Origin of the sequence: Bradyrhizobium betae, from assembly GCF_008932115.1 — a bacterium.
Taxonomy (GTDB): domain Bacteria; phylum Pseudomonadota; class Alphaproteobacteria; order Rhizobiales; family Xanthobacteraceae; genus Bradyrhizobium; species Bradyrhizobium betae.
In genome coordinates this window covers 4,906,781-4,929,314 of record NZ_CP044543.1, presented here as the reverse complement: position 1 = coordinate 4,929,314, position 22,534 = coordinate 4,906,781, and the positions used below count along the sequence as shown (strand labels likewise).

General features: G+C 65.9%; 22 protein-coding genes. 9 read left to right on the top strand and 13 right to left on the bottom strand.

Features of this window, described 5'->3' with window-relative positions:
• Positions 1 to 452: 452 nt before the first annotated feature.
• Both F8237_RS23630 and F8237_RS23625 read right to left on the bottom strand, forming a co-directional pair.
• A complete protein-coding gene (locus F8237_RS23630) occupies positions 453 to 2,036 on the bottom strand; it encodes a DHA2 family efflux MFS transporter permease subunit (protein WP_151648385.1) in 1,584 nt (527 codons plus the stop codon).
• A 30-nt stretch (positions 2,037 to 2,066) separates the two neighbouring features.
• Positions 2,067 to 3,392 carry an HlyD family secretion protein gene (locus F8237_RS23625; RefSeq protein ID WP_151648383.1) on the bottom strand — a complete coding sequence of 442 codons (1,326 nt, stop codon included), beginning with the start codon at positions 3,390 to 3,392 and terminating at the stop codon, positions 2,067 to 2,069.
• Between the two features lie 197 nt (positions 3,393 to 3,589).
• On the opposite strand from F8237_RS23625, the gene F8237_RS23620 reads away from it, so the two are divergent.
• The gene (locus F8237_RS23620; protein ID WP_151648381.1) at positions 3,590 to 4,225 is read left to right on the top strand and encodes a TetR/AcrR family transcriptional regulator; all 636 of its coding nucleotides are present in this window, start codon (positions 3,590 to 3,592) and stop codon (positions 4,223 to 4,225) included.
• A gap of 149 nt (positions 4,226 to 4,374) precedes the next feature.
• A complete protein-coding gene (locus F8237_RS23615) occupies positions 4,375 to 4,716 on the top strand; it encodes a DUF6665 family protein (RefSeq protein ID WP_151648379.1) in 342 nt (113 codons plus the stop codon).
• Between the two features lie 12 nt (positions 4,717 to 4,728).
• Here the strand turns inward: F8237_RS23615 and F8237_RS23610 are convergent, their stop codons facing one another.
• The gene (locus tag F8237_RS23610; protein ID WP_151648377.1) at positions 4,729 to 5,664 is read right to left on the bottom strand and encodes a LysR family transcriptional regulator; all 936 of its coding nucleotides are present in this window, start codon (positions 5,662 to 5,664) and stop codon (positions 4,729 to 4,731) included.
• Positions 5,665 to 5,770: 106 nt separating this feature from the next.
• Between F8237_RS23610 and F8237_RS23605 the strand changes: the two genes are divergently transcribed.
• Entirely contained in the window at positions 5,771 to 6,184 is a 414-nt protein-coding gene (locus F8237_RS23605; protein WP_151648375.1) for a hypothetical protein, read from the top strand.
• A 37-nt stretch (positions 6,185 to 6,221) separates the two neighbouring features.
• Here the strand turns inward: F8237_RS23605 and F8237_RS23600 are convergent, their stop codons facing one another.
• The 3 genes from F8237_RS23600 to F8237_RS23585 all read right to left on the bottom strand — a co-directional run bounded on the left by F8237_RS23600 (position 6,222) and on the right by F8237_RS23585 (position 9,269).
• Positions 6,222 to 6,809: a histidine phosphatase family protein gene (locus tag F8237_RS23600; RefSeq protein WP_151648373.1), complete on the bottom strand. Its 588-nt coding sequence runs from the start codon at positions 6,807 to 6,809 to the stop codon at positions 6,222 to 6,224.
• A 1-nt stretch (position 6,810) separates the two neighbouring features.
• Positions 6,811 to 8,004 carry an extensin-like domain-containing protein gene (locus F8237_RS23595; protein WP_151648371.1) on the bottom strand — a complete coding sequence of 398 codons (1,194 nt, stop codon included), beginning with the start codon at positions 8,002 to 8,004 and terminating at the stop codon, positions 6,811 to 6,813.
• Positions 8,005 to 8,456: 452 nt separating this feature from the next.
• A complete protein-coding gene (locus F8237_RS23585) occupies positions 8,457 to 9,269 on the bottom strand; it encodes a DUF2147 domain-containing protein (RefSeq protein WP_151648366.1) in 813 nt (270 codons plus the stop codon).
• Between the two features lie 196 nt (positions 9,270 to 9,465).
• Here F8237_RS23585 and F8237_RS23580 point away from each other — a divergent pair, with 196 nt between their 5' ends.
• Positions 9,466 to 10,233, top strand: coding sequence for a DUF2147 domain-containing protein (locus F8237_RS23580; protein WP_151648365.1), 768 nt, complete (start codon positions 9,466 to 9,468; stop codon positions 10,231 to 10,233).
• A gap of 274 nt (positions 10,234 to 10,507) precedes the next feature.
• Positions 10,508 to 11,938 (top strand): FecR family protein, encoded by a 1,431-nt coding sequence (locus F8237_RS23575; protein ID WP_167527521.1) that lies wholly within the window; start codon positions 10,508 to 10,510, stop codon positions 11,936 to 11,938.
• A gap of 205 nt (positions 11,939 to 12,143) precedes the next feature.
• Here the strand turns inward: F8237_RS23575 and F8237_RS23570 are convergent, their stop codons facing one another.
• Both F8237_RS23570 and asd read right to left on the bottom strand, forming a co-directional pair.
• Positions 12,144 to 12,695: an NUDIX hydrolase gene (locus F8237_RS23570; protein WP_151648361.1), complete on the bottom strand. Its 552-nt coding sequence runs from the start codon at positions 12,693 to 12,695 to the stop codon at positions 12,144 to 12,146.
• A gap of 66 nt (positions 12,696 to 12,761) precedes the next feature.
• The gene (gene asd, locus F8237_RS23565) at positions 12,762 to 13,625 is read right to left on the bottom strand and encodes an archaetidylserine decarboxylase (RefSeq protein WP_151648359.1); all 864 of its coding nucleotides are present in this window, start codon (positions 13,623 to 13,625) and stop codon (positions 12,762 to 12,764) included.
• 35 nt (positions 13,626 to 13,660) lie between these two features.
• Here asd and F8237_RS23560 point away from each other — a divergent pair, with 35 nt between their 5' ends.
• Complete coding sequence (locus F8237_RS23560) at positions 13,661 to 15,325, top strand: aminotransferase class III-fold pyridoxal phosphate-dependent enzyme (RefSeq protein ID WP_151648357.1); 1,665 nt, start codon at positions 13,661 to 13,663, stop codon at positions 15,323 to 15,325.
• A gap of 293 nt (positions 15,326 to 15,618) precedes the next feature.
• Here F8237_RS23560 and F8237_RS23555 read toward each other — a convergent pair whose 3' ends face one another.
• The 3 genes from F8237_RS23555 to F8237_RS23545 all read right to left on the bottom strand — a co-directional run bounded on the left by F8237_RS23555 (position 15,619) and on the right by F8237_RS23545 (position 18,300).
• A complete protein-coding gene (locus tag F8237_RS23555; protein ID WP_151648355.1) occupies positions 15,619 to 16,278 on the bottom strand; it encodes a hypothetical protein in 660 nt (219 codons plus the stop codon).
• Between the two features lie 243 nt (positions 16,279 to 16,521).
• Complete coding sequence (locus F8237_RS23550; protein WP_151648353.1) at positions 16,522 to 17,211, bottom strand: class I SAM-dependent methyltransferase; 690 nt, start codon at positions 17,209 to 17,211, stop codon at positions 16,522 to 16,524.
• A 36-nt stretch (positions 17,212 to 17,247) separates the two neighbouring features.
• A complete protein-coding gene (locus F8237_RS23545; protein ID WP_151648351.1) occupies positions 17,248 to 18,300 on the bottom strand; it encodes a glycosyltransferase family 4 protein in 1,053 nt (350 codons plus the stop codon).
• 275 nt (positions 18,301 to 18,575) lie between these two features.
• Between F8237_RS23545 and F8237_RS23540 the strand changes: the two genes are divergently transcribed.
• Complete coding sequence (locus F8237_RS23540) at positions 18,576 to 19,292, top strand: L,D-transpeptidase (protein WP_151648348.1); 717 nt, start codon at positions 18,576 to 18,578, stop codon at positions 19,290 to 19,292.
• A 238-nt stretch (positions 19,293 to 19,530) separates the two neighbouring features.
• Here the strand turns inward: F8237_RS23540 and F8237_RS23535 are convergent, their stop codons facing one another.
• Together F8237_RS23535 and F8237_RS23530 are read right to left on the bottom strand one after the other, a co-directional pair.
• On the bottom strand, positions 19,531 to 19,764 hold the full coding sequence (locus F8237_RS23535) for a hypothetical protein (RefSeq protein ID WP_151648346.1): 234 nt from the start codon (positions 19,762 to 19,764) through the stop codon (positions 19,531 to 19,533).
• Positions 19,757 to 20,545: a DUF899 domain-containing protein gene (locus tag F8237_RS23530; RefSeq protein ID WP_151648344.1), complete on the bottom strand. Its 789-nt coding sequence runs from the start codon at positions 20,543 to 20,545 to the stop codon at positions 19,757 to 19,759. Before F8237_RS23530 ends, F8237_RS23535 begins: the two co-directional genes overlap by 8 nt.
• Before the next feature lie 90 nt (positions 20,546 to 20,635).
• On the opposite strand from F8237_RS23530, the gene F8237_RS23525 reads away from it, so the two are divergent.
• Together F8237_RS23525 and F8237_RS23520 are read left to right on the top strand one after the other, a co-directional pair.
• On the top strand, positions 20,636 to 21,856 hold the full coding sequence (locus F8237_RS23525; protein ID WP_151648342.1) for a helix-turn-helix domain-containing protein: 1,221 nt from the start codon (positions 20,636 to 20,638) through the stop codon (positions 21,854 to 21,856).
• 28 nt (positions 21,857 to 21,884) lie between these two features.
• On the top strand, positions 21,885 to 22,523 hold the full coding sequence (locus F8237_RS23520; RefSeq protein ID WP_151648340.1) for a Vgb family protein: 639 nt from the start codon (positions 21,885 to 21,887) through the stop codon (positions 22,521 to 22,523).
• The last annotated feature ends 11 nt before the right edge of the window (positions 22,524 to 22,534 follow it).

Here is a 22,534-nt window from a genome sequence, read left to right as displayed (position 1 = left end):
TGGCGCGGGCCGGCTCCAACGATGGACGCAGGCCGGCCACGAGGGCCGAAACGGCGTCACTTGAGACTGATTTTAGCTTGGGAAGCGGAGCGATCGGGACTTGGAGCCCAATCGAAGCTGGCGGAGTGGACCTCTAGGAGGTCGAGCAGATACCGAGCCAGAACATCATCGAGCGCGGGCGGACGATCTGCGAATGCGACGAAATCATGCAAATCTCTCCCCGGTTCGAATGAATGAGGTGCGCTTTATAGATGTGTCGTTTTCGGTTTGCAACGGGGCTCCCGCGAGATCACGGACGAGTGTTGCAATTTGGTACGTGCGCCGCCTCACACCCCACTGTCATTCCCCGCGAAGGCGGGGAATCCAGTACGCCGCGGCTTCTCGATTCAATAACAAGCTCCTCTGGAATACTGGATCGCCCGCTTTCGCGGGCGACGACACCGATCGTGGAGCTAGTGCGCGTCGCCGCCGCCGGTCAGCGAGGCCGGCTTGTTCAGCAGCGTCACCAGCAGGTTGAGGCCGAGATAGAACACCGTCAGCACGAAGAACGCATCGCCAAAGCCCATCACCACGGCCTGCCGGTGCACGATCTGGCTGAGCTGCTTCATTGCCATCAGCGAGGCATCGCCGAGCCCCTGGAACTTCTGCTGCAGCATGGTCAGGGTTTCGGTCGCGGTCGCATTGCCCCAGGTGACGCGCTCCTGGAGGCGGGTGATGTGCAGATCAGTACGGTCGTTGAGCACGGTGTTGATGACGGCAAGACCCACGGCGCCGCCGAGATTGCGCATCAGATTGAACAGGCCGCTCGCGTTCTTCACCCTGTCAGGCGCCAGCGTGCCGAGCGCGATGTTGTTGGTCGGCACCATCGCGAACATCATGCCGACGCCGCGCAGGATCTGCGGGATCAGCAGCTCGTAGAAATCGTAGTCCCGGGTGATCCAGGTCATCTGGTAGGAGCCGATAGCAAACACGATCAGACCGAACGCGATCATGTAGCGCATGTCGACCTTGACCATCAGCCGGCCGACCAGCGGCGCGACCAGGAACATGGTGATGCCCGAGACGAACATGGTCTCGCCGATCATCAGCGCGCTGTAGCCGCGCACCTCGGCGAGGTAGCGCGGATAGATGTAGGTCAGGCCGTAGAGACCGATGCCGATGCAGAACTGCAGCACGCAGCCGATCGCAAAATTGCGGTTGGAGAAGGTGCGCAAATTGACGATCGGCTCGGCCGCCGTGAACACGCGCCAGAAGAAGGCGATCGCAGAGATCGCGCAGATCCACGCACAGATCGCAACGGACGTGTCCTGCATCCATTCATGGAGCGGACCTTCCTCCAGCACATATTCCAGCGTGCCGAGGAAGCCGGCCATGAACGTCAGGCCCCACCAGTCGAAACGGTCGAGCAGCTCGAAATGCGGCTCGTCGAAATCGACCAGAGCCCACACGCCGATGGTGATGCCGATGCCGGGCACGACGTTGATGAAGAACAGCCAGTTCCACGACATCAGGTCGGTGATGTAGCCGCCGACCGTCGGCCCGATGGTCGGCGCGAGGGTCGCAACGAGGCCGATGATGGGACCGACGATGTGGAATTTGGAGCGCGGGAACACGGTGTAGGCCGAGGCGAACACCGTCGGAATCATGCCGGCGCCCAGAAATCCCTGCAGCGCGCGCCAGAGGATCATCTCCTCGATGGTGGTGGCAAAGCCGCAAAGCAGGCTCGAAACCGTGAAGCCCGCCGCCGAGATCGCGAACAGCAGCCGCGTGCCGAAGGCGCGCGACAGGAACCCCGACAGCGGGATCGCGATGACTTCGGCGATCAGATAGGCGGTCTGGACCCAGGCGACTTCGCTGGAGCTGGCCGACAGTCCGGCCTGGATTTCGCTGAGGGATGCCGAGACGATCTGGATGTCCAGGATCGACATGAACATCCCGAACACCATGATGATGAAGGCGAACAGCCGCTTCGGCGCAATGCGCTCCGAAGCGGGGTTCGCCATCATGTCAGGTGATGCGGTGGTGGCGTTCGCCATGGTCTGACCTCGCGGCGCTCGAGAGCGCGCTTATTGAGGATGGACCATGGTGGGATCGTCGAGATCGATCTCGCTGTCGGCGTCCGCCGCGCCCTTGTTGGTGTCGACCGTCGCATAGACCGACATGCCCGCACGCAGCAGGTTCTGCCTGGCGACCGACTTCGGCACGCGGATGCGGACCGGCACGCGCTGCACGATCTTGGTGAAGTTGCCCGTGGCGTTGTCGGGCGGCAGCAGCGTGAACACCGAGCCCGAGCCCGCCGCGATGCTGTCGACGACGCCGGAGAACTTGCGCATGCCGTAGGCATCGACCTTGATCGTCACGGGCTGGCCGGGACGGATGCGCTTGAGCTGCGTTTCCTTGAAATTGGCGTCGATATAGACGTTGTCGAGCGGCACGACATTGCCGAGACGCTGACCGACCGCGACGAAGTCGCCGGCACTGACGAGGCGGTTGGAGAAGACGCCGTCGACCGGCGCGCGCACGGCGGTGAAGGCAAGATCGCGCTCGGCCTTGGCGAGCGAGGTCTTGAGCTCGGCGAGCTGTGCCTGCGCTTCGGCCTGCTGTGCCTTGGCGACGTCGACATTGCTGACGGCGACGTCATAGGCGGCCTGCGCGGCCTTGACCGCGGCAGCGCCCTGGTCGCGCCCGGCCTCCGAGCTTTCGAACACGGCGCGCGAGGCAAAACCCTTGTTGCTCAGCGCCTGCTGGCGCTCATAATCGAGATCGGCGCGCTTGAGGCCCGCCTCGGCCGAAACGAGCTGCGCCTTGGCCTGCGCGACCTGGCTGTCGAGCGCGGCGACCTGTCGGCCGATGCGATCGATGGTGGCCTGCTGGGTCGCGATCTTCGTCGTGGCGGCATCGACGGCGATCTTGTAGTCGCCGTCGTCGATGCGCAGGACGATGTCGCCCGCGCGCACCGTCGTGTTGTCGCCGGCGAGGATCGAGGAGATGTGGCCGGCGACGCGCGCGCCGAGCATGGTGTTGTTGGCGCGGACATAGGCATCGTCGGTAGAGACATAAAAGCGGCCGACCAGCGTGTAGTAGCCGGCATAGCCGGCTGCCGCGAGCGCCAGCACGAGGCCGATGCCCATCATGACGAATTTGCGCTTGCTGGACTTGCCGGCTGCAGCGGCAGGCGCGCCGGGCGCGGCTGCATTGGGGGCCGGCTTGTCGGTCACGGGCTTCTCCAGCGCCTCGCCGCGGCGCTTGGTTTCCTCGGCCACATGAGAGCGCAACTGCTCGGCAAGGGCGGCAGATTTCTCGGTCGTCACGTCACTGCCCGCCTGCTCGGGCGTCGTCTCCACCGCTTCTTGGCGAAGGACGCGCGCAGCCTGGTCTCTCGATACGGCCATAAAGGCCTCCCCAATATAAAGAGCGATCAAGGACGGCCGTCCTGCGGCCAATTCCCCCTCGCTGATCCCAAATACCATTGACCGAACGGTTCGGTCAATATAGATAATATTCCCGCGTGGACCCTAAGGAGCCGAATCCTTTATTCAGGTTTCACGCTCCCGACCCCGACCCAAAAACCTGCCGAGACCCTGAACCAATGGTTGTAGCCGGCCGCGAACATCTGCACGTCCTCCAAGAGGAGGACAGCTCCAAGCGCCGCCAGATCCTGGATGGGGCTCGCAAAGTGTTCATGGATCTCGGTTTTGACGGCGCCAGCATGGGCGAGATCGCGCGCGCGGCCGCCGTCTCCAAGGGCACGCTCTACGTTTACTTCGCCGACAAATGCGCGCTGTTCGAAGCCATCCTCGAGCAGGAGGCGCTCGATTACGGCCAGGTCGTGTTCAATTTCGACCACGCCCGCGATGCCGAAACGACGCTGACGGATTTTGGCCAGGCCTACATCCACCTGCTCTGCCGGCCCGGCGGCGGATCGGCGATCCGTACCGTCATGGCGATCGCCGAGCGCATGCCCGACGTCGGCCGCCGCTATTACGGACGCGTGCTGGACAAGACCATCAACCGTCTGTCCGACTATCTCAAAGCCCATGTCGCCTCCGGCGATCTCACCATCGACGATTGCGATCTGGCCGCCTCGCAGTTCATGGAACTGTGCAAGGCCTCGCTCTTCCTGCCCTTCGTGTTCCAGGCCGCGCCCGCCCCGTCGGAAGAACGCATGACCGAGGTGGTCGACAGCGCGACGCGGATGTTTCTGGCGGCGTATCGGACGAAGTAGCCGCGCAGAATAAACTCTCGCCGTCATTGCGAGCGCAGCGACGCACTCCAGAATCCCTCCGCGGAAAGACTCTGGATTGCTTGTCGCCTTGCTCCTCGCAATGACGGCCGAGTTGCGCCTGTAGAAGTCTCAGCATTATATTTGGGCTCATGTCCCGTGATCTTCGCCCGCCGGTCGATATCCTCCATTACGAGATCGTTCAGGAACAGGCCTCCGCGCTTGGACGGATGGGCCGCACGCTCGAACAGGCGCTGACGCGCTTGCGCGAGTTCGACGCCGTTCACGCTGCCGCGGAGCTGCCTGCTTCGATGCAGCCGGCGAGGCGCAAGCTGGTGATGGAAGCCGGCCAGGCGCTCTGGATGTTCGTGGTGCAACGGGAGTCATCCGGCTTGCGCGACAGCCGCCACATCATGCGAACCTACAACGTCCCCGGCGAGGTGCAGCGCTGCATGGGGCTGGTCCCGGCACCGGCGAAACCGACCTCGACATGACTTTCCGATGCTTCACACCGCCTTGTCGCTGAACGCGGCGGCAAGCGTGGTGAGGAAGGACATGACGCGCTGCGTGCGCAGAGGCGGGCGGCGGTCGGAGGTGCGCAGCATCCATAGGGGTTCCCGAGACGCACGCCAGGGCGCAAGCACTTCGACCAGCCTGCCGCTGCGAAGGTCTTCGTCGACGAGCCACGCTGGTCCCCAGCCGATCCCAAACCCATTCGCGATCAGAGCGAGCGAAGCGTGCGCGTCGTCGCAAATGTGCTTGGGCTTGGGCGTGACGCGAACGGGTGCCTTGCCACGCGGGTCGGCGAAGCGCCAGGTCAGGATCTGACCGCTCGCGGGATTCCGGAAGCCGACGTGGTCGTGCGCGGAAAGCTCGTATGGAGTCGCTGGCACGCCGCGCGCCTTCAGATAGACAGGCGAGGCGCAAGCGATCCAGGAAAACGTGCAAAGCCGCCGCGCCTGATGGCCGGGCGCGCGGTCGAGGGGCCCTGAGCGGATCGCGACGTCGACGCCTTCCGCCGCGAGATCGAGAATCTCGTTGCGGAATTTGACCTCGATCTCGATTTCCGGCCGTTCCCTCAGGAACGCGGGCAGTCGCGGCAGGATGCAGGCACGCGCGAACGAGGCGGGGGCGGTCACGCGCACCCGTCCACCATCGTCGCGCGCGACTTCGCCGAGCTCGGATTGGACACGGGCGAGACTTTCGACCAACGCGCGTCCCGCCGCCATCAGCCTGTCGCCCTCTTCAGTCAGCGCCAACGAATGGGTGGAGCGATGCAAAAGCCGCAACCCGCGAGCCTTTTCGAAGCGGGCGACCGCCTTGGACATCGCCGAGGTGGTCGTCCCCGCCCGCCGCGCGGCTTCGGCGAAGGAGCCCGCCTCGACGACACGGACGAAGGCGAGGAGACGCGAGATGTCGGGAGGTAAAGTCGTTGTGGACATGCAGTCCACATAGTCATGGCTAAAGGGTCACTACAAGAGCCGTTCCTGAACGGCTAGACAAGAAGCGTCAGCGCGCGTTCTGCGGCGCTAGAAACGCGGGAAGTCCATGAACCTCATCGAAATCACCCTGCAAGCCCTTGACGCCGCCGAGCGCGCGATTCCACCCGGCCAGCCGGTTTATATGCTCAATCTGCTGCGCTACCGCACGCATGCGCGTTACGAGGACGGATTCGACGCTGCGCCCTGCTCGGGCCGCGAAGCCTTTCACGAACGCTATCGGCCGGCATTCCGGCGTCTCGCGGCCGGTAAGCCGCTCGCGCCGATATTTTCCGGGCCGGTCGTAACGAGCCTCGTCGGCTCGCCGGGCGAACGCTGGGACGAAGCGGCGATCAATGAATACGGCGATTTCGCCACCTTCCGCTCGATCGTCGACACCGAGACTTACCGGCGCGAAGTTGCCCCGCATCGGCACGCGGCGCTCGAGGATTTCCGGCTGTTCGTACTCGCCAAGGCGATGTGAACGCAGCTGAGCCTCGCAATCCGGGCCATCCGTCATATCAGGAGGGGATCTCTTCCATTCTGCACCACGCATGCAGAATGCGCCTGTCCTGTCTTACAAGCGCAAAGCAATGACCGCCTCCAGCCGGCTGATCGTGGACGCGATCGATCGGATACCCGGCAACATGGCAGAACAGCAGCGTGCCGACGGCACCGTGGCCGACGAAGAGAACATCGCCGGGACGATTGCGCGCCAGCACCGCCTCGGCCTCGCGCACGATGCGCGCCTGCGCGTCCACCGCGCGCTCCCAGCCGCGGACGCTGAGATGCGGCTGTGCGAAGAACCGGTCGGCGACCTGCTCGAATTCGACCGGCTTCAGGAAGCCGGTCGCCGAGCGGTCGTTCTCATGCATGGCCTCGCGGATTTCGATCATGATTCCCAGCGCGCCCGCGATGATCCCGGCGGTCTCGATCGCCTTGCGCTCGCCGCTGGAGATGATCTGCGTGGTGTTCGCAAGCCAGGGCGCCTGCGCCATCGTCTCGGTCCGCGCGCGTCCGACCGGGCTCAGGCCCCATTGCGGCACGGGCACATCCGGGTCGATCTGTACCTGCGGGTGGGTGAGATAACGGACGATGTCGGTTGTCATCTCAATCGTCGTTGTATTCGTCGTCTTCCTGCTTGCGCGTCGTGCTCTTGCGCGAACCGAGCGAGCCGGTGACATAGGGATCGCGACGGCCCGCGTAAGGATTGCGCTGCTGGGCCCGCCCGGCAACCTCTTCGCCGGAGACCGCGGCAGGCTGGCAGATCAGGCGGCGGCTGGCGCGGCGCATCAAATCGACGTGGATGTGATCGTAGTGATAGACGTTGGAGCCCGGCGCCAGCACCGTGGTGAAATGCACGCACGCGCCCGACTGCACGTCGCGCAGGAATCCCTGCTCTTCCGGCACGCCGCGCCAGCCATCCTTCACGGTGACGCGGCGGCCGTCGGCGAGCACGAAGGCCGCGATGTCGAGCGCATTGCCGAAGGCGTGCTCGGAGATGTGGGCGTGCGAGTTGCCGTTCATGCCGCGGCAGGAATAGGCGGAGATCTGCTTGATCTCGGCGACGCGGACGCCGAACCAGCGCATCGCCGAGGGCTGCACGGTGTCGGCGAGCCAGCGGTCGAGCTCGGATACGATCGGACAGGCCAGCGTCGCGGTCGGCTTGATCACAACCGGGCCGACGGCGGCGACGGGATTGCCCTGCGCGGGACCGAGACGCGGCAATGGTTGTTGCGCGGGCGGCTGCGAATAGGGTGCCGCCGATCGCGCCGGATAGCTCGGCGAATTCATATAGCGCGCGGCGCCCGCGGCATCGGTGCCCTCGGGCGGCAGGTCGATCTCGTCTTCCTGCGGCGCCACGCCGGGTGCGCTCAGCGACACCGGGCCGGATGGCGCGCCATAGCCGGAGGGCTGGCGCACCGCGCTCTCGGGATAGTTCGAGCGTTGCGGATAATTCTGGCTCTGCGGATAGTTCGAGCGCGGCTGCGTCACCGGCCAGCGCGGCTGGTTGCCGACGCTCCCGGGCGGGCGCAACTCCTCGTCGGCAAAGCCATAGCTGCTGGAGCCTTCGCCGAGGGCGGCGACCTTCAGCGGATACTCGGCGCCGCACATGCCTGGACCTGAGATCGGCTCGATGCGGACGATATCAGGGCTTTCCTTGACCGCGCCAGATTTCAGGCACGCCGCTTCGGCCTCGGCCCGCCACGGTTCGCGCTCGGCCTGGAAAAAACCGCGACCGCAACCCGCAAGCGAAACAAGGACGATGGAGCCGACGAGATACAAACGAACTCCGCGCGTCATGCACGCACGTTCGGTGAATTTACTTAAAGACTCTTCAACAGGTTGATTTCAGTGTTCTTTAACCATACCGGCTCGCGCGCGCTCGAACCCTGCCCGCGCTGAGTGACAGCAAGCCTGACTTTTTCGGATCGAGACTTTCTGTTAACCATAAGCCTCGCGCAAAGCGGTGCGCGTGGAGCGGGCCACCCCAGGAGCAACGTCATGACGTTCGCCGGGAGACTGAGCGTTGTCACCGCGTACCTCGCCATGGCGTTTGTCGGCGCCATCGTGCTCGGCATGGTCTAGCGGGTTCTCTTCCCTTCTCCCCTTGTGGGAGAAGGTGGCGCGAAGCGCCGGATGAGGGGTTCTATCCACTCGCATCACTGTTGGTAAGGAGAGAGACCCCTCACCCGTCTCGCCGCTATCGCGGCGAGCCACCCTCTCCCACAAGGGGAGAGGGAAGCTGCGCGGACCTACGACCGCGCGCCACTCCATTGCCGCGAGGTCGTGATCAACTGCTCCCGGTGCTCCTCGACCCGCGTCCAGTCGTTGCCGGTGCACCAGAAGTAGCCGATCGCACAGGCTTCGACGCGGAGCTTGCCGGAGGCCGTCAGCGTCATCCTGCCGTAATAGGTACTGCCGCTGGAGCGGCTATAGATGCTGCCGGTCCAGACGTCGTGCGTCTTCGGCTTCATGTTGACGAGCACGCTCTCGCCCCGGTTCGATGCTTCGGTGAGCACGAAGCCGCAAAGCGCAGGTCCACAGCGTTCGATGCGGACCGTGCCCTTGGCACCGGTGCTCTCCCATTCGCCGAGCGGAGAATAGGCCGGCTCCTCGTCGCCGCGCTGTGCGATCGTCGTGCCCTGCTTGATCTCGGGCTGCGGGGCAACGACCGGCGGCTCCAGACGCGGCGGGGCGAGCGCAACAGTCTGCGGTGCCTCGAGTCTTGGCGCCGGCGGAGCCACGACGGGCTGCGAAGTCGTAGCGGCAAGAACGGGCGCGGGCGGGGCCGGTGGCGGAACCACAGCCACTGGCGCCGGCCTGATCGGAGCGATCGGCTGCGGCGCCTGCACGACCGGCGCAAGTGCCGGCGCCGTCCCGACATCTTCCGTCGTCCGCAGGCTGCGACCGGAAATCGAAACACAGGAACTGGACCGGCAATTGCGCGGCGCCTCGACATGGAACCGGTGGCCGCCGATCGAGAAGGCGTAGGAACCGGCCTGGGCCGCGGGCGCACTCGCCATCAGTGCGATCACCATGCCAAGCGAAGTCACAAGCCGCGTCATCGACCCCTCCCCTCTGTGTCGCGACGAGACTACGCGGGATGCACGGCGGCCGAATGTGCGCTGCCTCACCCAAGGACGACAGTCTCTCGTGACGTCCATCACGGAAGGCCTGACCGGCCGGGCGTAGGGTCGAACCACGCTTCATCCACCGGCGACACCAGTCCATATCGGGCCCGCGCCATTTTCGGAGGTTGTCATGAACAAGCTCACCATCGCCGCCACCGCGCTCTTCCTCGCTTCGACCGCCGCAGCCCATGCCGGCAATACGATCTCGTTCCAGATCGAAGGCCAGCACATCCGCATCGAGACGCCGCGCAACTGCGCTTCGCTCAATTGCGTCACCATCGTCGCGCCGGGCCTGTCCGACAAGCCGATCAAGCTGAACAACATCAACCTCAAGGGCCTTGGCGGCTCCAAGGACGATGACATCGACACGACGCCGGCTCCGGCGACCACGACCGCGCAACCCGCGCCGGCTCCGGTGCAGCAGCAGCCGGTGCAGCAGGCTCCGGTGCAGGCGACCGCGCCTGCGGCTGCTCCCGCTGCTCCGGCGACGACGGTTGCCGCCGCTCCGTCCGTTGACGCGGCGACACAGCCCGCGCCCGTGGCTGCGCCCGCTCCCGTCGCGGTTGCTCCCGCGCCGGCCCCGGCTCCGGTTGCCGCCGCGCCCGTGGCGGTTGCCAATACGCCGATCGGCATCTGGGCGACCGAAGAGAACAAGGGCAATGTCCGCGTCGAGCAGTGCGGCGCCAACCTTTGCGGCTATGCCGAGAAGACCAACGAACGTATCCTGATCAACATGAAGCCCGAGGGCTCGAAGTGGAGCGGCCGCATCCACGATCCCGACTCCGGCCGCAACTACGACTCGACGATCGCGATGAAGGGCGCGAACGCGATGCGTGTGCAGGGCTGCGCCTTCGGCGGCATGTTCTGCGGCGGCCAGATCTGGAAGCGCGTCAGCTGACAGTGAAGCTGTCATCCCCAACATATGCACACTCATCGTCATGCCCGGGCTTGTCCCGGGCATCCACGTTCTTAATGTCGCGCGTCAAGACGTGGATGGCCGGGTCAAGCCCGGCCATGACGGCGTGGAGACAAACCAGGCTGAAGCCAGCACCTGGCGCCGTTTGAACGTTCGCCCCTCCCGTGCGACACATGTTCATCCGCCATTCAGCTGACCCCGGCTGATATCGGCGGATCTCGCCTCGCGTTCTCACCGGGACATCCTCGTGACTTCATTGGTGGCTTGGCGCCGCTTCGTGTTCGCGCTCGTACTGCTGGCATTGCCGCCGGCCGGCGCCCGCGTGGCGCTCGCAGCCGATGCGATCGAGCTTGCTCAGGCCCAGCCGCAAGCACAACCGACGCCCGCCCCCTCGCCGGCGCCATCGGCCTCGCCGGCACCGGCCACCGACGCGCAACCCGCCGCCGTCGAGCCGATCGGCAACGTCGCGACCGTCGCCGGAATCGCGACCGTGATCCGCGACAGGAACTCCTATCCGCTGCGCGTGCGCGACGACATCTATCTCAACGACGTCGTGCAGACCTCGTCGAACTCCTCGCTCGGCATCACCTTCAACGACGCGACGACATTCAACCTCTCGGCCAGCTCGAAGATCACCATCGACAATTACGTCTACGAGGACGGCGGCAAGCAGAACGCAGGCGTCTTCGATATCGGCAAGGGCACGGTCGCGTTCGTCGCCGCGGCGGTGGCCAGGACCGGCAACATGAAGATCACCACGCCGACGGCAACGCTCGGCATCCGCGGCACCACCGGCGTCGTCGACGTGCCGGAAGGCGCAGCCGCAAACCGCACCAGCAACGTCAACATCAAGCTCTACCCCGACGCGGACGGGCGGGTCGGTCACATCGACATCGACGAGCGCACCAGCGGCACGCGGCTCGGCGCGCTGACGCAGGCATCGAGCGGCTTTGCGATCCGGCCCGGCGCCGGCGGCCCCGGCGGCGGCATGCGCTTCGCGGCCGTGCCGATCACGATCCCCGCTCAGCAGATCGCGCGCGACCGCGGCTTCGTCAGCCAGGTGCATCTGGCGCAGACCACGGGCCGGCAGATCGTCACCGAGCAGCGCGACTTCCGCCGCGCCAATCCCGGCGCGAGCAGCCGCATCCCGCGTCCGCTCCAGCCGCAGCAGCAACAATTGCCGCCGAATGCATCGCCAGGTCAGCAGCAGCCGCGGCCGAACGGCCAGCCCGGTCAGAACAACCGTCCGGGTCAGCAGCAGCCGGGCTCGCCGGGACGCCAGGGCGCGCAGCCGCCGCAGCGGCAGGGCCAGGGACAAGGCGGCGCGGTGCAGCCGGGTGGCCCGCGCGCGGGTCAGGGCCAGCTGCAACAGGGACAGCAGCAAGGTGCGGGACCTCCAACGCGTCCCGGGCAAGGCACCCTGCCGAACGCCGCGCCGCAAGCCCAGCCGCAGCGCGGTGGGCAGATTCAGCCTGGAGGCGTCGTGCCGTCCCCAGCTGGCGTGACACCGCAGCCCAGCCCGCAGCCGCAACTGCCGCGTACCGGCATGCAGCCCGGCCAGCCGCCGGCGACTCAAGCGCCCGGCCTACAGCGCCCTGGCGGATTGCAGCAGCGCCTCCCTGCCGCGCAGCGTCCCGCAGCCCCGCGCAAACCGGCGCCCGCTCCGAAGGAGAAGGAGCGGCGTTGACTGTCGACGCGTCCGCACGGCAGCGCCGGAGAAGCACCGCTCTCTCCTCCGTCATTGCGAGCGCAACGAAGCAATCCAGAGCCCCTCCGCGGGAAGATTCTGGATTGCTTCGCTGCGCTCGCAATGACGATCTGGAGGGAGCATGCGCTCTCGCAACGGACCAACTCGCGGATGCTCCCTCATCAACGAGCGGCGCGAAAAAATCTCACGCCTCGCCGCGCAACCAGGCCTTCACCTTCTGCAGCAGGCCATGCCGCAGCTCATCGACGGAGTCGGCTTCGGCCGGGGTCAGGGTCTCGACGTCGTCGGCCGCGAGCGGTGGTGTCGGCTCGGACGACGACACCAGCCCCGCCGCCGCAAGCGCGATCGGGCCGATCTGGGTCAGGAAGGCGCGCTCGTATTCGCGCGACAGCCGCGCGAGCGCATCGTCCAGCGTCAGCCAGTCCACCGCCTTGATGTCGTTCATCAGCTTGCGGACCGGGCCCCCATCGGCCTCCATCCGCCAGAAATGCACGACCTTGGAGCGCCCGCCCGACTGGTAGACCAGCGTGCCGAGGAATTCGTGGATGGCGACCTCGTGGCCGGTCTCTTCCAGCACCTCGCGGTGCGCGGCCTGCTTCGGCGTCTCGCCGTCGTCGAGCTTGCCCTTGGGCAAGACCCATTCGTTGCGCTTGCGCTGGCGCACCACCGCGATCAGCGGCGGCTCGCCACGCCGCAGCACAATACCACCCGCCGCCATCACCGGCGCCCGCGCCATCACCAGATCCGTATCGTCAATTCGTCCCCGCAGACGATATAGGCGGCGGGGACGGCGGATTGAAGGCTAGTCTTTTCGGAGCAGCGCTTGACCCGCCCGAATGCGGGTGCCTTCGGCGATGCCGTCGCAGAACGAAAAATCGCCGGGCGCAAGGATGATGATGGTGGAGCCGTGCTCGAACCAGCCGAGCTCCTCGCCCTTGCTCACGCTGACATCGCACGGGAAGTTGACCGGCCCCCGCGTCTGCGCGTTCAGCACCATGTCGAGGAAGTGCAGGCGGATGCTTGCGACCAGGATCGCGGCGACCGGTACCAGCGTCACGGCTTCACCCGAACTGAGATGCGCGCGGATGACCGCGCGCTCGTTCTTGCAGAACAGGCGCTCGACGCGCTTCAGCGCGATCGGGTTGACGTTCCAGACGTCGCCATGGATCAGCGTGACGCGCTCGATATGCGCGTCAAAGGGCGCATGGAAGCGGTGATACATGCTCGAGGTCAGCCGCAGCGTGACGAAGCTTCCGTTGCGATGCTGGTCGACCAGCGCGGAATCGCCGAGCAGGTCGAGCAGCGAATAGGGCGCTCCCTTGACCTGGAACAACTCGGTGTCCGCGATCCGGCCATGGGCGCCGACGATGCCGTCCGAGGGGCTGGCTACGACGGAAGGGTCCGGATCAAAGGGCCGCAGGCCCGGCTTGAGCTCCCGGGTGAAGCAGTCGTGCAGGCTCTTGAAATGGGTCTTTCGCGCCTCCGACAGATCGAGGTCGGAGAACAGCTTCCACAGCGCGATCGAGCCGTCCCGAATGAGCGGGTTCTCGATCTTCGAGAACCAGCCCATGAAGCGGGTCAGCGCGGCGCGGGGGATGCGGTTGGTCAACAGGAAGTTGAGGTCTTCCTGCTGGGTGAAAGAGGCGATGAGGGCTTTGACTGTCATGAATCTGTCAGCTCGCAGTATTAGCGCTTGTTGTCATGGAAACGACACTCCCGATTCTCTCATTTTCCGTGGCCGCCGCAGCGTCCGCTGCCGCCGTCCTTCCGAAGATCAAAGCGCGCATCGCACTCTCCCGCGCCAAGCACCGCTCGCTCGCCGGACACTCCAAGATGTCGCGCCGGGTGGCCAAGCTGCTCCCGTTCTACGAGTTCGAAGGCGACGCCTACTTCGCCTGCGACGGCGCGCCTGCGAACATCGCGGCGCAGCGCAAGGACGGCTTCTTCCGCCTCGCCAAGCTCTACGCCGAACGCTACCCCAAGGGTCGCGCGATGACGAAGGAAGCGGCGGAAAAGATCTCCGACCTGCACTTCACCGAGACCTACCGCGTGCCGTTCCAGTTCTCGCGTCTCGTCCGCGAGCATCTGGGCACCTCGACCTTCATGGAATCGTCCAGCGGCGTCACCGTCACGGATGTCGACGGCAACACGTCCTACGATCTCACGGGGTCCTACGGCGTCAACATCTTCGGCAATGACTTCTACAAGGAGTGCATCGAGGGCGCCGAGAAGCGGGCGCACGCGCTCGGCCCGGTGCTCGGCCCTTACCATCCCTCCATCCTCGAGAACGTGACCCGGCTCTGCCAGATCTCGGGCCTCGACGAGGTCTCGTTCCACATGTCCGGCACCGAAGCCGTGATGCAGGCCGTGCGGCTCGCGCGCTACCACACCAGGCGCTCGCATCTTGTCCGCTTTGCCGGGGCCTATCACGGCTGGTGGGGCGACGTGCAGCCCGGTGTCGGCAATCCTATCCCTGCGCACGAGACCTACACCCTCGCCGAGATGTCCGAGAAGACCCTGCATGTGCTGCGCACGCGCAAGGACATCGCCTGCGTGCTGGTCAATCCGCTGCAGGGCCTGCATCCCAACGGCAACGCCCCCGGCGATTCCTCGCTGGTCGACAGCTCCCGCGGCGGAAATTTCGATCGCGCGGCGTACACCGACTGGCTGAAGAAGTTGCGCGACGTCTGCACCGAGCGCGGCATCGTGCTGATCTTCGACGAGGTCTTCGTCGGCTTCCGTCTCGCCGCCGGTGGCGCCCAGGAATACTTTGGCGTCAAGGCCGACATGGTGACCTACGGCAAGAGCCTCGCCGGCGGCCTTCCGGTCGGCGTGGTTTGCGGCAAGAAGGAACTGATGCGCCGCTTCAATGACGACCGCCCCGCCGACATCTGCTTCGCCCGCGGCACCTTCAACTCGCATCCCTACGTCATGACGGCGATGGACGAATTCCTGAGCCGGCTCGCCAGCCCGAACTTCCGCGCCATCTATGACGGGCTGGACGCGAGCTGGAACGGCCGCGCGCAAAAGCTCAACCAGATGATGACGGACGCCGGCCTGCCGGTGCGGTTCGCGAACTTCTCGTCGATCTGGACGGTGAAATACAACACGCCGTCCCGCTACAACTGGATGCTGCAATATTACCTGCGCGCCGAGGGCCTGTCGTTGAGCTGGGTCGGCACCGGCCGGCTGATCTTCAGCCTGAACTACACCGACGCCGACTTCACCGAAGTCGCCGAGCGTTTCGTCCGCGCTGCCGGGAAGATGAAGGCCGACGGCTTCTGGTGGCACGACGGCGTGCTCACCAACAAGCAAATCAAGCGGCAGATCCTGAAAGAGATGCTCGCCAAGCGCTTCGGGCGCTGAAGCTTTCTCACTCTCAACCCCGATCACTGCCCGCCCTTCTCCCTCGCCCCGCTTGCGGGGAGAGGGTTGGGGTGAGGGGGACTCTCCGCGCGCGCGGTGAGAATTTGCGGACGATCCGCTGACAGCACCCCCGCGGAGAGCCCCCCTCACCCGAATTTGCGCCAAGCGCAAATTCGACCTCTCCCCGCACGCGGGGAGAGGTGAAGGAAAAACCCCCAAGACGTGGATGCCCGGCACGAGGCCGGGCATGACGCAACCATCAGACATCGGAGTGTTTCGTGTACGCGGCGCGCTCAGGCGTGCTGCTCCTCGAGCGTGGGCTCGTCGATGAAGCCCAGCGTGTGCTCGGGGTTGAGATGCAGGCCGGGATCCATCAGCTCGCCGCGCATCAGCGCCAGCGGCGCATTGCGATAGAGCATCAGATCGTGGAAGGGGTCGGTCAGGATCTTGGTCATCCAGACGAGGCCGGTCTCGACGTCGCGGATGAAGAACAGATGCACGGTGCGGAACAGAAGACCGCCGCCGCCCACCACGAGCCAGATCTTGGCGACCTGCCGCATGAAATCGGTCGCGCTCGCCCAGGGCGTGAACAGGCCGAACAGCGTGGGATCGACGAACAGCACCAGCGGCGACAGCGCCCAGATCGACATCAGCACGACCTTGCGCTGAAGGTTGTAGCCGACCTTGATCTCTTCCTTGTGCTCGTGCGTGGCCTGGTTGACGTGGTCGTAGCCGTGCGGCTCGAAGAAGAAATGACCGGCCTGGCGCGAGGTCATCGAGACCAGCCAGCCCACCAGTCCGGAGACCACCGGATCGATGAACAGCCAGACATAGGCGAAGAGGAAGCTCAGCGCGCTGATGAAGTGCAGGCTCTGATTGATGCGGCTGTGGTGATAGTAGCGATGGTCGTCCCAGCGCTGGATCCGCAGCTGCTCGAGATAATTCTTGATCATGCTCTCCCCCAAAATGCTTTCGGGTACGGGATTACAGGGATTCGATGTAGGCCGTGTGACATCATCATTTTGTCATATGACAATGTGCAGCGGCGCGATGACGCACGGGTTACTCTCTCCCCCTCATCCTGAGGAGCGCGCTCTTGCGCGCGTCTCGAAGGATGAAGGCCGAGGTGCAGCAGCGGGCCTTCATGGTTCGAGACGGCGCTTGCGCGCCTCCTCACCATGAGGAGCAAACAGCGCTCACGCGGCCTTGGCGACGTCGACCTTGCGGAAACGCACCAGCGAGAAATGGCCGAGCGGCGGAATCAGGCGGCGCTCGGCGAGCTCGATGCCCTTCGCACCGGAGAGCCACTTGGCATAACGCGACCAGGCGAACTCGGCGGTGCGGAAGCCGAGCGGACGCACCACCGGCTGGAGCTTCTGCTCGATGAAGCGGCGGACGCCGGCATCGGCACTGACGCGGGTCAGGATGATCAGCTCGCCGCCGGGGCGCAGCACGCGGGCGAATTCGTCGAGCGCGACTTCCGGATTCGGTACGGCGGTGACGACATATTGCGCCATCACGACGTCGAAGGAATTGTCGGGGAATTCGAGCTTCTCGGCGTCCATCACCGCGAGGCCCTCGACGTTCTTCAGCTTGCCCTCGGTGACGCGCTGGCGCGCCTTGTCCAGCATCGCTTCCGAGATGTCGGTGCCGAAGATGCGCACATGCGGCGCGTAGAGCGGCAGCGAGATGCCGGTGCCGACGCCGACCTCGAGCACGCGGCCGCCGATCTTGTTGGTGGCCGCGATCGCCGCCTGCCGGCCCTTGGCGAACACGCCGCCGAACACCAGGTCGTAGACCGGCGCCCAGCGGTCATAGGCCTGCTCGACGGTGCCGCGGGTGAGGTCGAGCTGCTGGGTGCCGTCAAGGTTCATGATCTTAGCCATCGATGTGGTTCTCGCTGTGGTTCAAGACGTATGGGATCAACCGCGCACTGGCCGCCGCGCCATGCGGGGCGAGGCGCGCAGAACGCGGCTGGGCTGGAGTGAGGTGAGGTTGCCGACGAACTGGCGCGCGCTGTTCTCCCAGGACCGTTCCAGCGCGAAGTTGCGGCAGGTCTCGCGCGACATGGTGAGTGCGCGCAGGCACGCCGTGCGCAGATCATGGTCGATCGCGCCGATCGGGTGATCGGCGATGACGTCCTTGGGTCCCGTGACCGGAAACGCCGCAACGGGCGTGCCGCAGGCGAGCGCCTCGAGCTGCACCACGCCGAACGTGTCGGTCAGGCTCGGGAAGACGAAGACGTCGGCGGCGGCGAGATGCGACGTGAGATCCGCGCCCTTCTTCTCGCCGAGGAAGACGGCATCCGGATATTTCTTTTCGAGCGCGGCCTTCTGCGGACCATCGCCGACGACGACCTTGGTGCCGGGCAGATCGAGCGAGAGGAACGCTTCGAGATTCTTCTCCACCGCCACGCGGCCCATGGTCATGAAGATCGGACCCGGCAGGTCGAGCTTGGCGGGATGATCGGGATGGAACAGCTCGGTGTTGACGCCGCGCGTCCAGAACCCGAGCCGCTTGAAGCCGCGCTCGGACAGCTCCTGCCGCAGCGAGGGCGTCGCCACCATCGTCATCGCAGCGGCATCGTGGAAGTGGCGCAGCACGGCATAGCCGACGCTTGCGGGGATGCCGGTCCGCACCGAGACGTATTCCGGAAAGCGCGTCGTATAGGAGGTGGTGAAGGCGAGCCGGTTGCGACGGCAATAGGCGCGCGCGGCCCAGCCGATCGGACCCTCGGTCGCAATGTGCAGCGCGTCCGGCGCGGCCTTCTCGATCCGCCGCGCGATCTCCTTTCCGCTCGGCAGCGCGATGCGCAGGCCCGGATAGGTCGGCAGCGGCCACGACGGAAAGCCTTCCGGCGTCAAAAATTCGATCTCGACATCGAGGGCCTTGGCCGCGTTCGCCAGCGAGGTCAGCGTCCGCACCACGCCGTTGACCTGCGGATGCCAGGCGTCAGTCGCGATTAATACCCGCATCGGAACATCCCGAGAGTTTGATGATTCTCGGCTTAGGACCATCAACGAAGGATATTTCAGGCGTGTGACGTCACAGAAGTGTCGGCCGGTTGTTTTGTTCGTTAACGGACCCCTGCGGCCACGAAACTGTCATGAAACAATCCTTTCCGCGACGAAACCGTTTTCGCTTCTCCGCGCAAACGTCCCGAAACTTTTTGCCGTTAGTGATCTAGGCAACGGAGCACCGAAACGGTGCCGGGGTGACCAAGAAACACCGCGCAAACAGGGGCGACCAAATGTTCAAGCTGGGCACGTTCGGGAATTATTCGCGCGCCGTTGCTTTGGGCGCAGTTGCTGCCACCGCGATCGCATTCGCCGGCCCGGTGAACGCCGCGCCCGTTCAGCTCTTCCCGTTCTTCCAGCCGCTGCCGCCGGTGGCCGCGCCGCAGCCGATCCAGCCTTACCAGCCCTATCAGGCGACGCCTTATCAGGCCGCGCCGTCCGAGGATCAGGATGCGGTCGAGATGCCGGCCCGCTTCCGCCGCCAGACCGTGAGCTACGCGACGCGCGAGGCGCCCGGCACCATCATCATCGATACGCCCAACACCTATCTCTATTATGTGCTCGGAGGCGGCCAGGCCGTGCGCTATGGCATCGGCGTCGGCCGCGACGGCTTCACTTGGTCCGGCACTCAGTCGGTCACCAGGAAGGCCGAGTGGCCGGATTGGACGCCGCCGCCGGAAATGATCGCCCGCCAGCCCTATCTGCCGCGCCACATGGCCGGCGGCCCCGGCAATCCGTTAGGGGCCCGCGCCATGTATCTCGGCGGCACCATCTACCGCATCCACGGCACCAACGCGCCGGATACGATCGGCAAGCACGTCTCGTCCGGCTGCATCCGCCTCACCAACGACGACGTCACCGACCTCTACTCCCGCGTCAACGTCGGCACCAAGGTGATCGTGCTGCCGATGACGGAGCGCAGAGCGGATCTCGGCGCCGCGACGCGGTAACGCGACGAACAGGATTGAGATACGAACGGTCCAGGCGAGATCGGGGCCGTTTTCGTCTTGCGCGTGGTCATCCTTCGCGACACCCGCCTGCGGCGGGCTCCTCAAGATGAGGGCGGCGTGTGCGGCTGCCAATATATCTGCAGCGCCTGCGCCACGCCGCCGATGCCAGTTAGCCTCATCCTGGGGAGCGCGCTCCGGCGCGCGTCTCGAAGGGACGAGGCGGGCACGAGATAGCCCCTCACCCGACACTCCCGCCTCTCCACCCCGCAATCAACCTCAACCATGCCGCCGAATGAAACGCACTCATCAGCAGATACATCGGCACCATCCCGCCGAGCGAAAACCCGCGCCCGGCGGCGCACAGCATGTCCGTCGGAGTGCTGCCGATCACGGCCGTCAGCACGGCCATGATCGCAAAGGTCGGCGTGGCCGCGAGGCCGAGCCATCTGGCAAGGCTGGCGGGATTAGTCACGTCCTTCCGCGGCCTCCTGGCGGAACGCCTTCTCGCCGGCGTCGGTGACCTCCACCCATCTCTTGTCGGGCGCTGCACCGTCCGTGTAGCTGTCGTGCCAGTTCCACCATTTATAGGTCGGCGTCTGCGGATAGCCTTTCGGCGAATCCTCCCAGACTTCCTGCCGGCCGAGCGGCGTGATGTCGAGGTAGTTCCAGGTGCCGCCCATCTGCTCGTCGCCGCGGCTCTTGACGAAATAGGTACGGAAAATGCCCGTGCCGTCGCGATAGAACACGTTGGTGCCGTGCCATTCGTCGACACCGAAATCGGCGTCGAAACTGTCGGTGATGGTGACCCACGGCATGGTCCAGCCCATCCGCTGCTTCAACCTGATGATGTCGGCCTGCGGCGCGCGCGAGGCGAACACCAGCGTGGTGTCGCGCGCGTTCAGGTGAGCGACATCGGCGACCTGGTCGGCCACCATGGAGCAGCCGCGGCAGGCGTGATCGGGCCAGCCGAACACGCCGGACTCGAAGAAGGCACGGTAGACGATCAGCTGCCGCCGGCCCTGGAACAGATCGGCCAGACCGACCTTGCCGCCGGGCCCCTCGAACGCATAGGTTTTGGCGACTGCCATCCATGGCATGCGCCGGCGCTCGGCGGCGAGCGCGTCGCGGGCGCGGGTCTGCGCCTTTTCCTTCACGAGCAGTTGCTGACGGGCTGCCTCCCAGTCCTGCGGCGACACCACCGGCGGTGTTTGCATGGCGGCGTTGGTTCCTGCGTTTTCAACTGATGTCATCATGGCTCTCCAAACCTCTTGGCTGACGTCCTGCCAACGACTACTGACACCGCGCGGTTGCGCGGTGGGAGTAACAAGTGTGGCGGGATTGTCATGGAGTCGCTGATCACGGCCGCCGCGCGCGCGCTCGAGGCCGGCGATCCGCTCGGCGCGCTGAACCGCGTTGCGCTGCGCAACGACGCGCCGTCGCTGGCGCTGCGCGGCATCGCGATGGCGCAGCTCGGCGATCTTCCGAAAGCGAAGACGCTGCTGCGCAGCGCCGCGCGCGCCTTCGGTCCGCGCGAGGCGGTGGCGCGCGCCAGATGCGTCGTGGCCGAAGCCGAGATCGCGCTGGTCTCGCGCGACCTGAGCTGGCCGGCGAAGACGCTCGCCGCGGCGCGAGCCACGCTCGGCCAGCACGGCGACCTCGCCAATGCGGCTCATGCCGGCCACATCGAGGCACGCCGTCTCCTCCTCATCGGGCGCCTCGACGAGGCCGAGCGCACGCTGGCCGAGCTGGTCACCTGCCCGCTTCCGCCGGCGTCGCAAGTCGTCCGCGAGCTCGTGCGCGCGGGCATCGCCATCAGGCGGCTCACGACGAAAGATGCGCGCGCGGCGCTCGGCCGCGCGGAGCGCGCCGCACGGCAGGCCGGCATCGCCGCGCTCACGGCCGAAGTCGAAAGCACGAGGCTCGTTCTCGACACGCCCGCGGCACGCTTGATCGCGCGCGGCGAGGCACGGCCGCTGCGGCTCGAAGAGGTCGAGGAGCTGGCGGCCTCCGGGGCGCTCGTCGTGGACACGTTCCACAACGCCGTTCGCAGACGGATCACGGTCGTCCCGCTCGGAACGCGGCCGGTGCTGTTCGCGCTCGCCCGCATCCTCGCGCAGGCATGGCCGGCGGATGTCTCGCGCGAGGCGCTGATCACTGGGGCGTTTCAGGCCAGGCACGTGGATGAATCGCATCGCGCCCGCTTGCGCGTCGAGATCGGCCGCCTCCGCGCCAAGCTTAGGCCTCTCGCCGCGATCAGCGCGACCAGGCAGGGCTTTGCGCTGGCACCGCGGAGGACGCAGGAGGTGTTCGTGCTGGCACGGCCGGTCGAGGAGAAGCACGCGACCGTCCTCGCCTTTCTCTCCGATGGCGAGCCGTGGTCGAGCTCGGCGCTCGCGCTGGCGCTCGGCAGCAGCGCGCGCACGGTGCAGCGGGCGCTCGACGAGCTGGCACGCGCGAACAAGGTGCAATCGTTCGGACAAGGCCGCGCGCGGCGCTGGATGACCCCGCCCGTCCCCGGTTTCCCGACAGGCTTGTTACTCCCCGGACCGCTGCTGAAGACGTAAGGTAGGGCACATCACAGGGACCAGGCACATGAAGCGTTCAGCCGCCGAGATCGTCAGGGAATACGGGCCGTTTGCGGGCGTCGAGGCCGCGCATGGCGTCACCTATGACGGCACACATGTCTGGTTCGCATCCGGAGATAGATTGAACGCCGTCGATCCGGACAGCGGCAAGATCGACCGCTCCATCGACGTTGCCGCGCATGCGGGAACGGCGTTCGACGGCAGGCACCTGTTCCAGATCGCCGAGGACCGCATCCAGAAGATCGATGCGGCGACCGGCAAGGTGCTCTCCACGATTCCGGCGCCGGGCGGCGGCGGCGATTCCGGACTGGCCTGGGCCGAGGGGTCGCTCTGGGTCGGCCAATATCGCGAGCGCAAGATCCACCAGGTCGATCCCGGAACAGGAAGGGTTCTCCGCACCATCGAAAGCAAGCGCTTCGTCACCGGCGTGACCTGGGTTGACGGCGAGCTCTGGCACGGCACCTGGGAGGGCGAGGAAAGCGATCTGCGCCGGATCGATCCTGAGACCGGCAAGGTGCTCGAGCAACTCGACCTGCCCGCCGGCACGATGGTTTCAGGATTGGAATCCGACGGCGGTGACCGCCTGTTCTGCGGCGGCGGCAGTCGCGGGAATGTGAGAGCGGTCCGCCGTCCCCGGCGCGGCTGACCCGCGCGAAC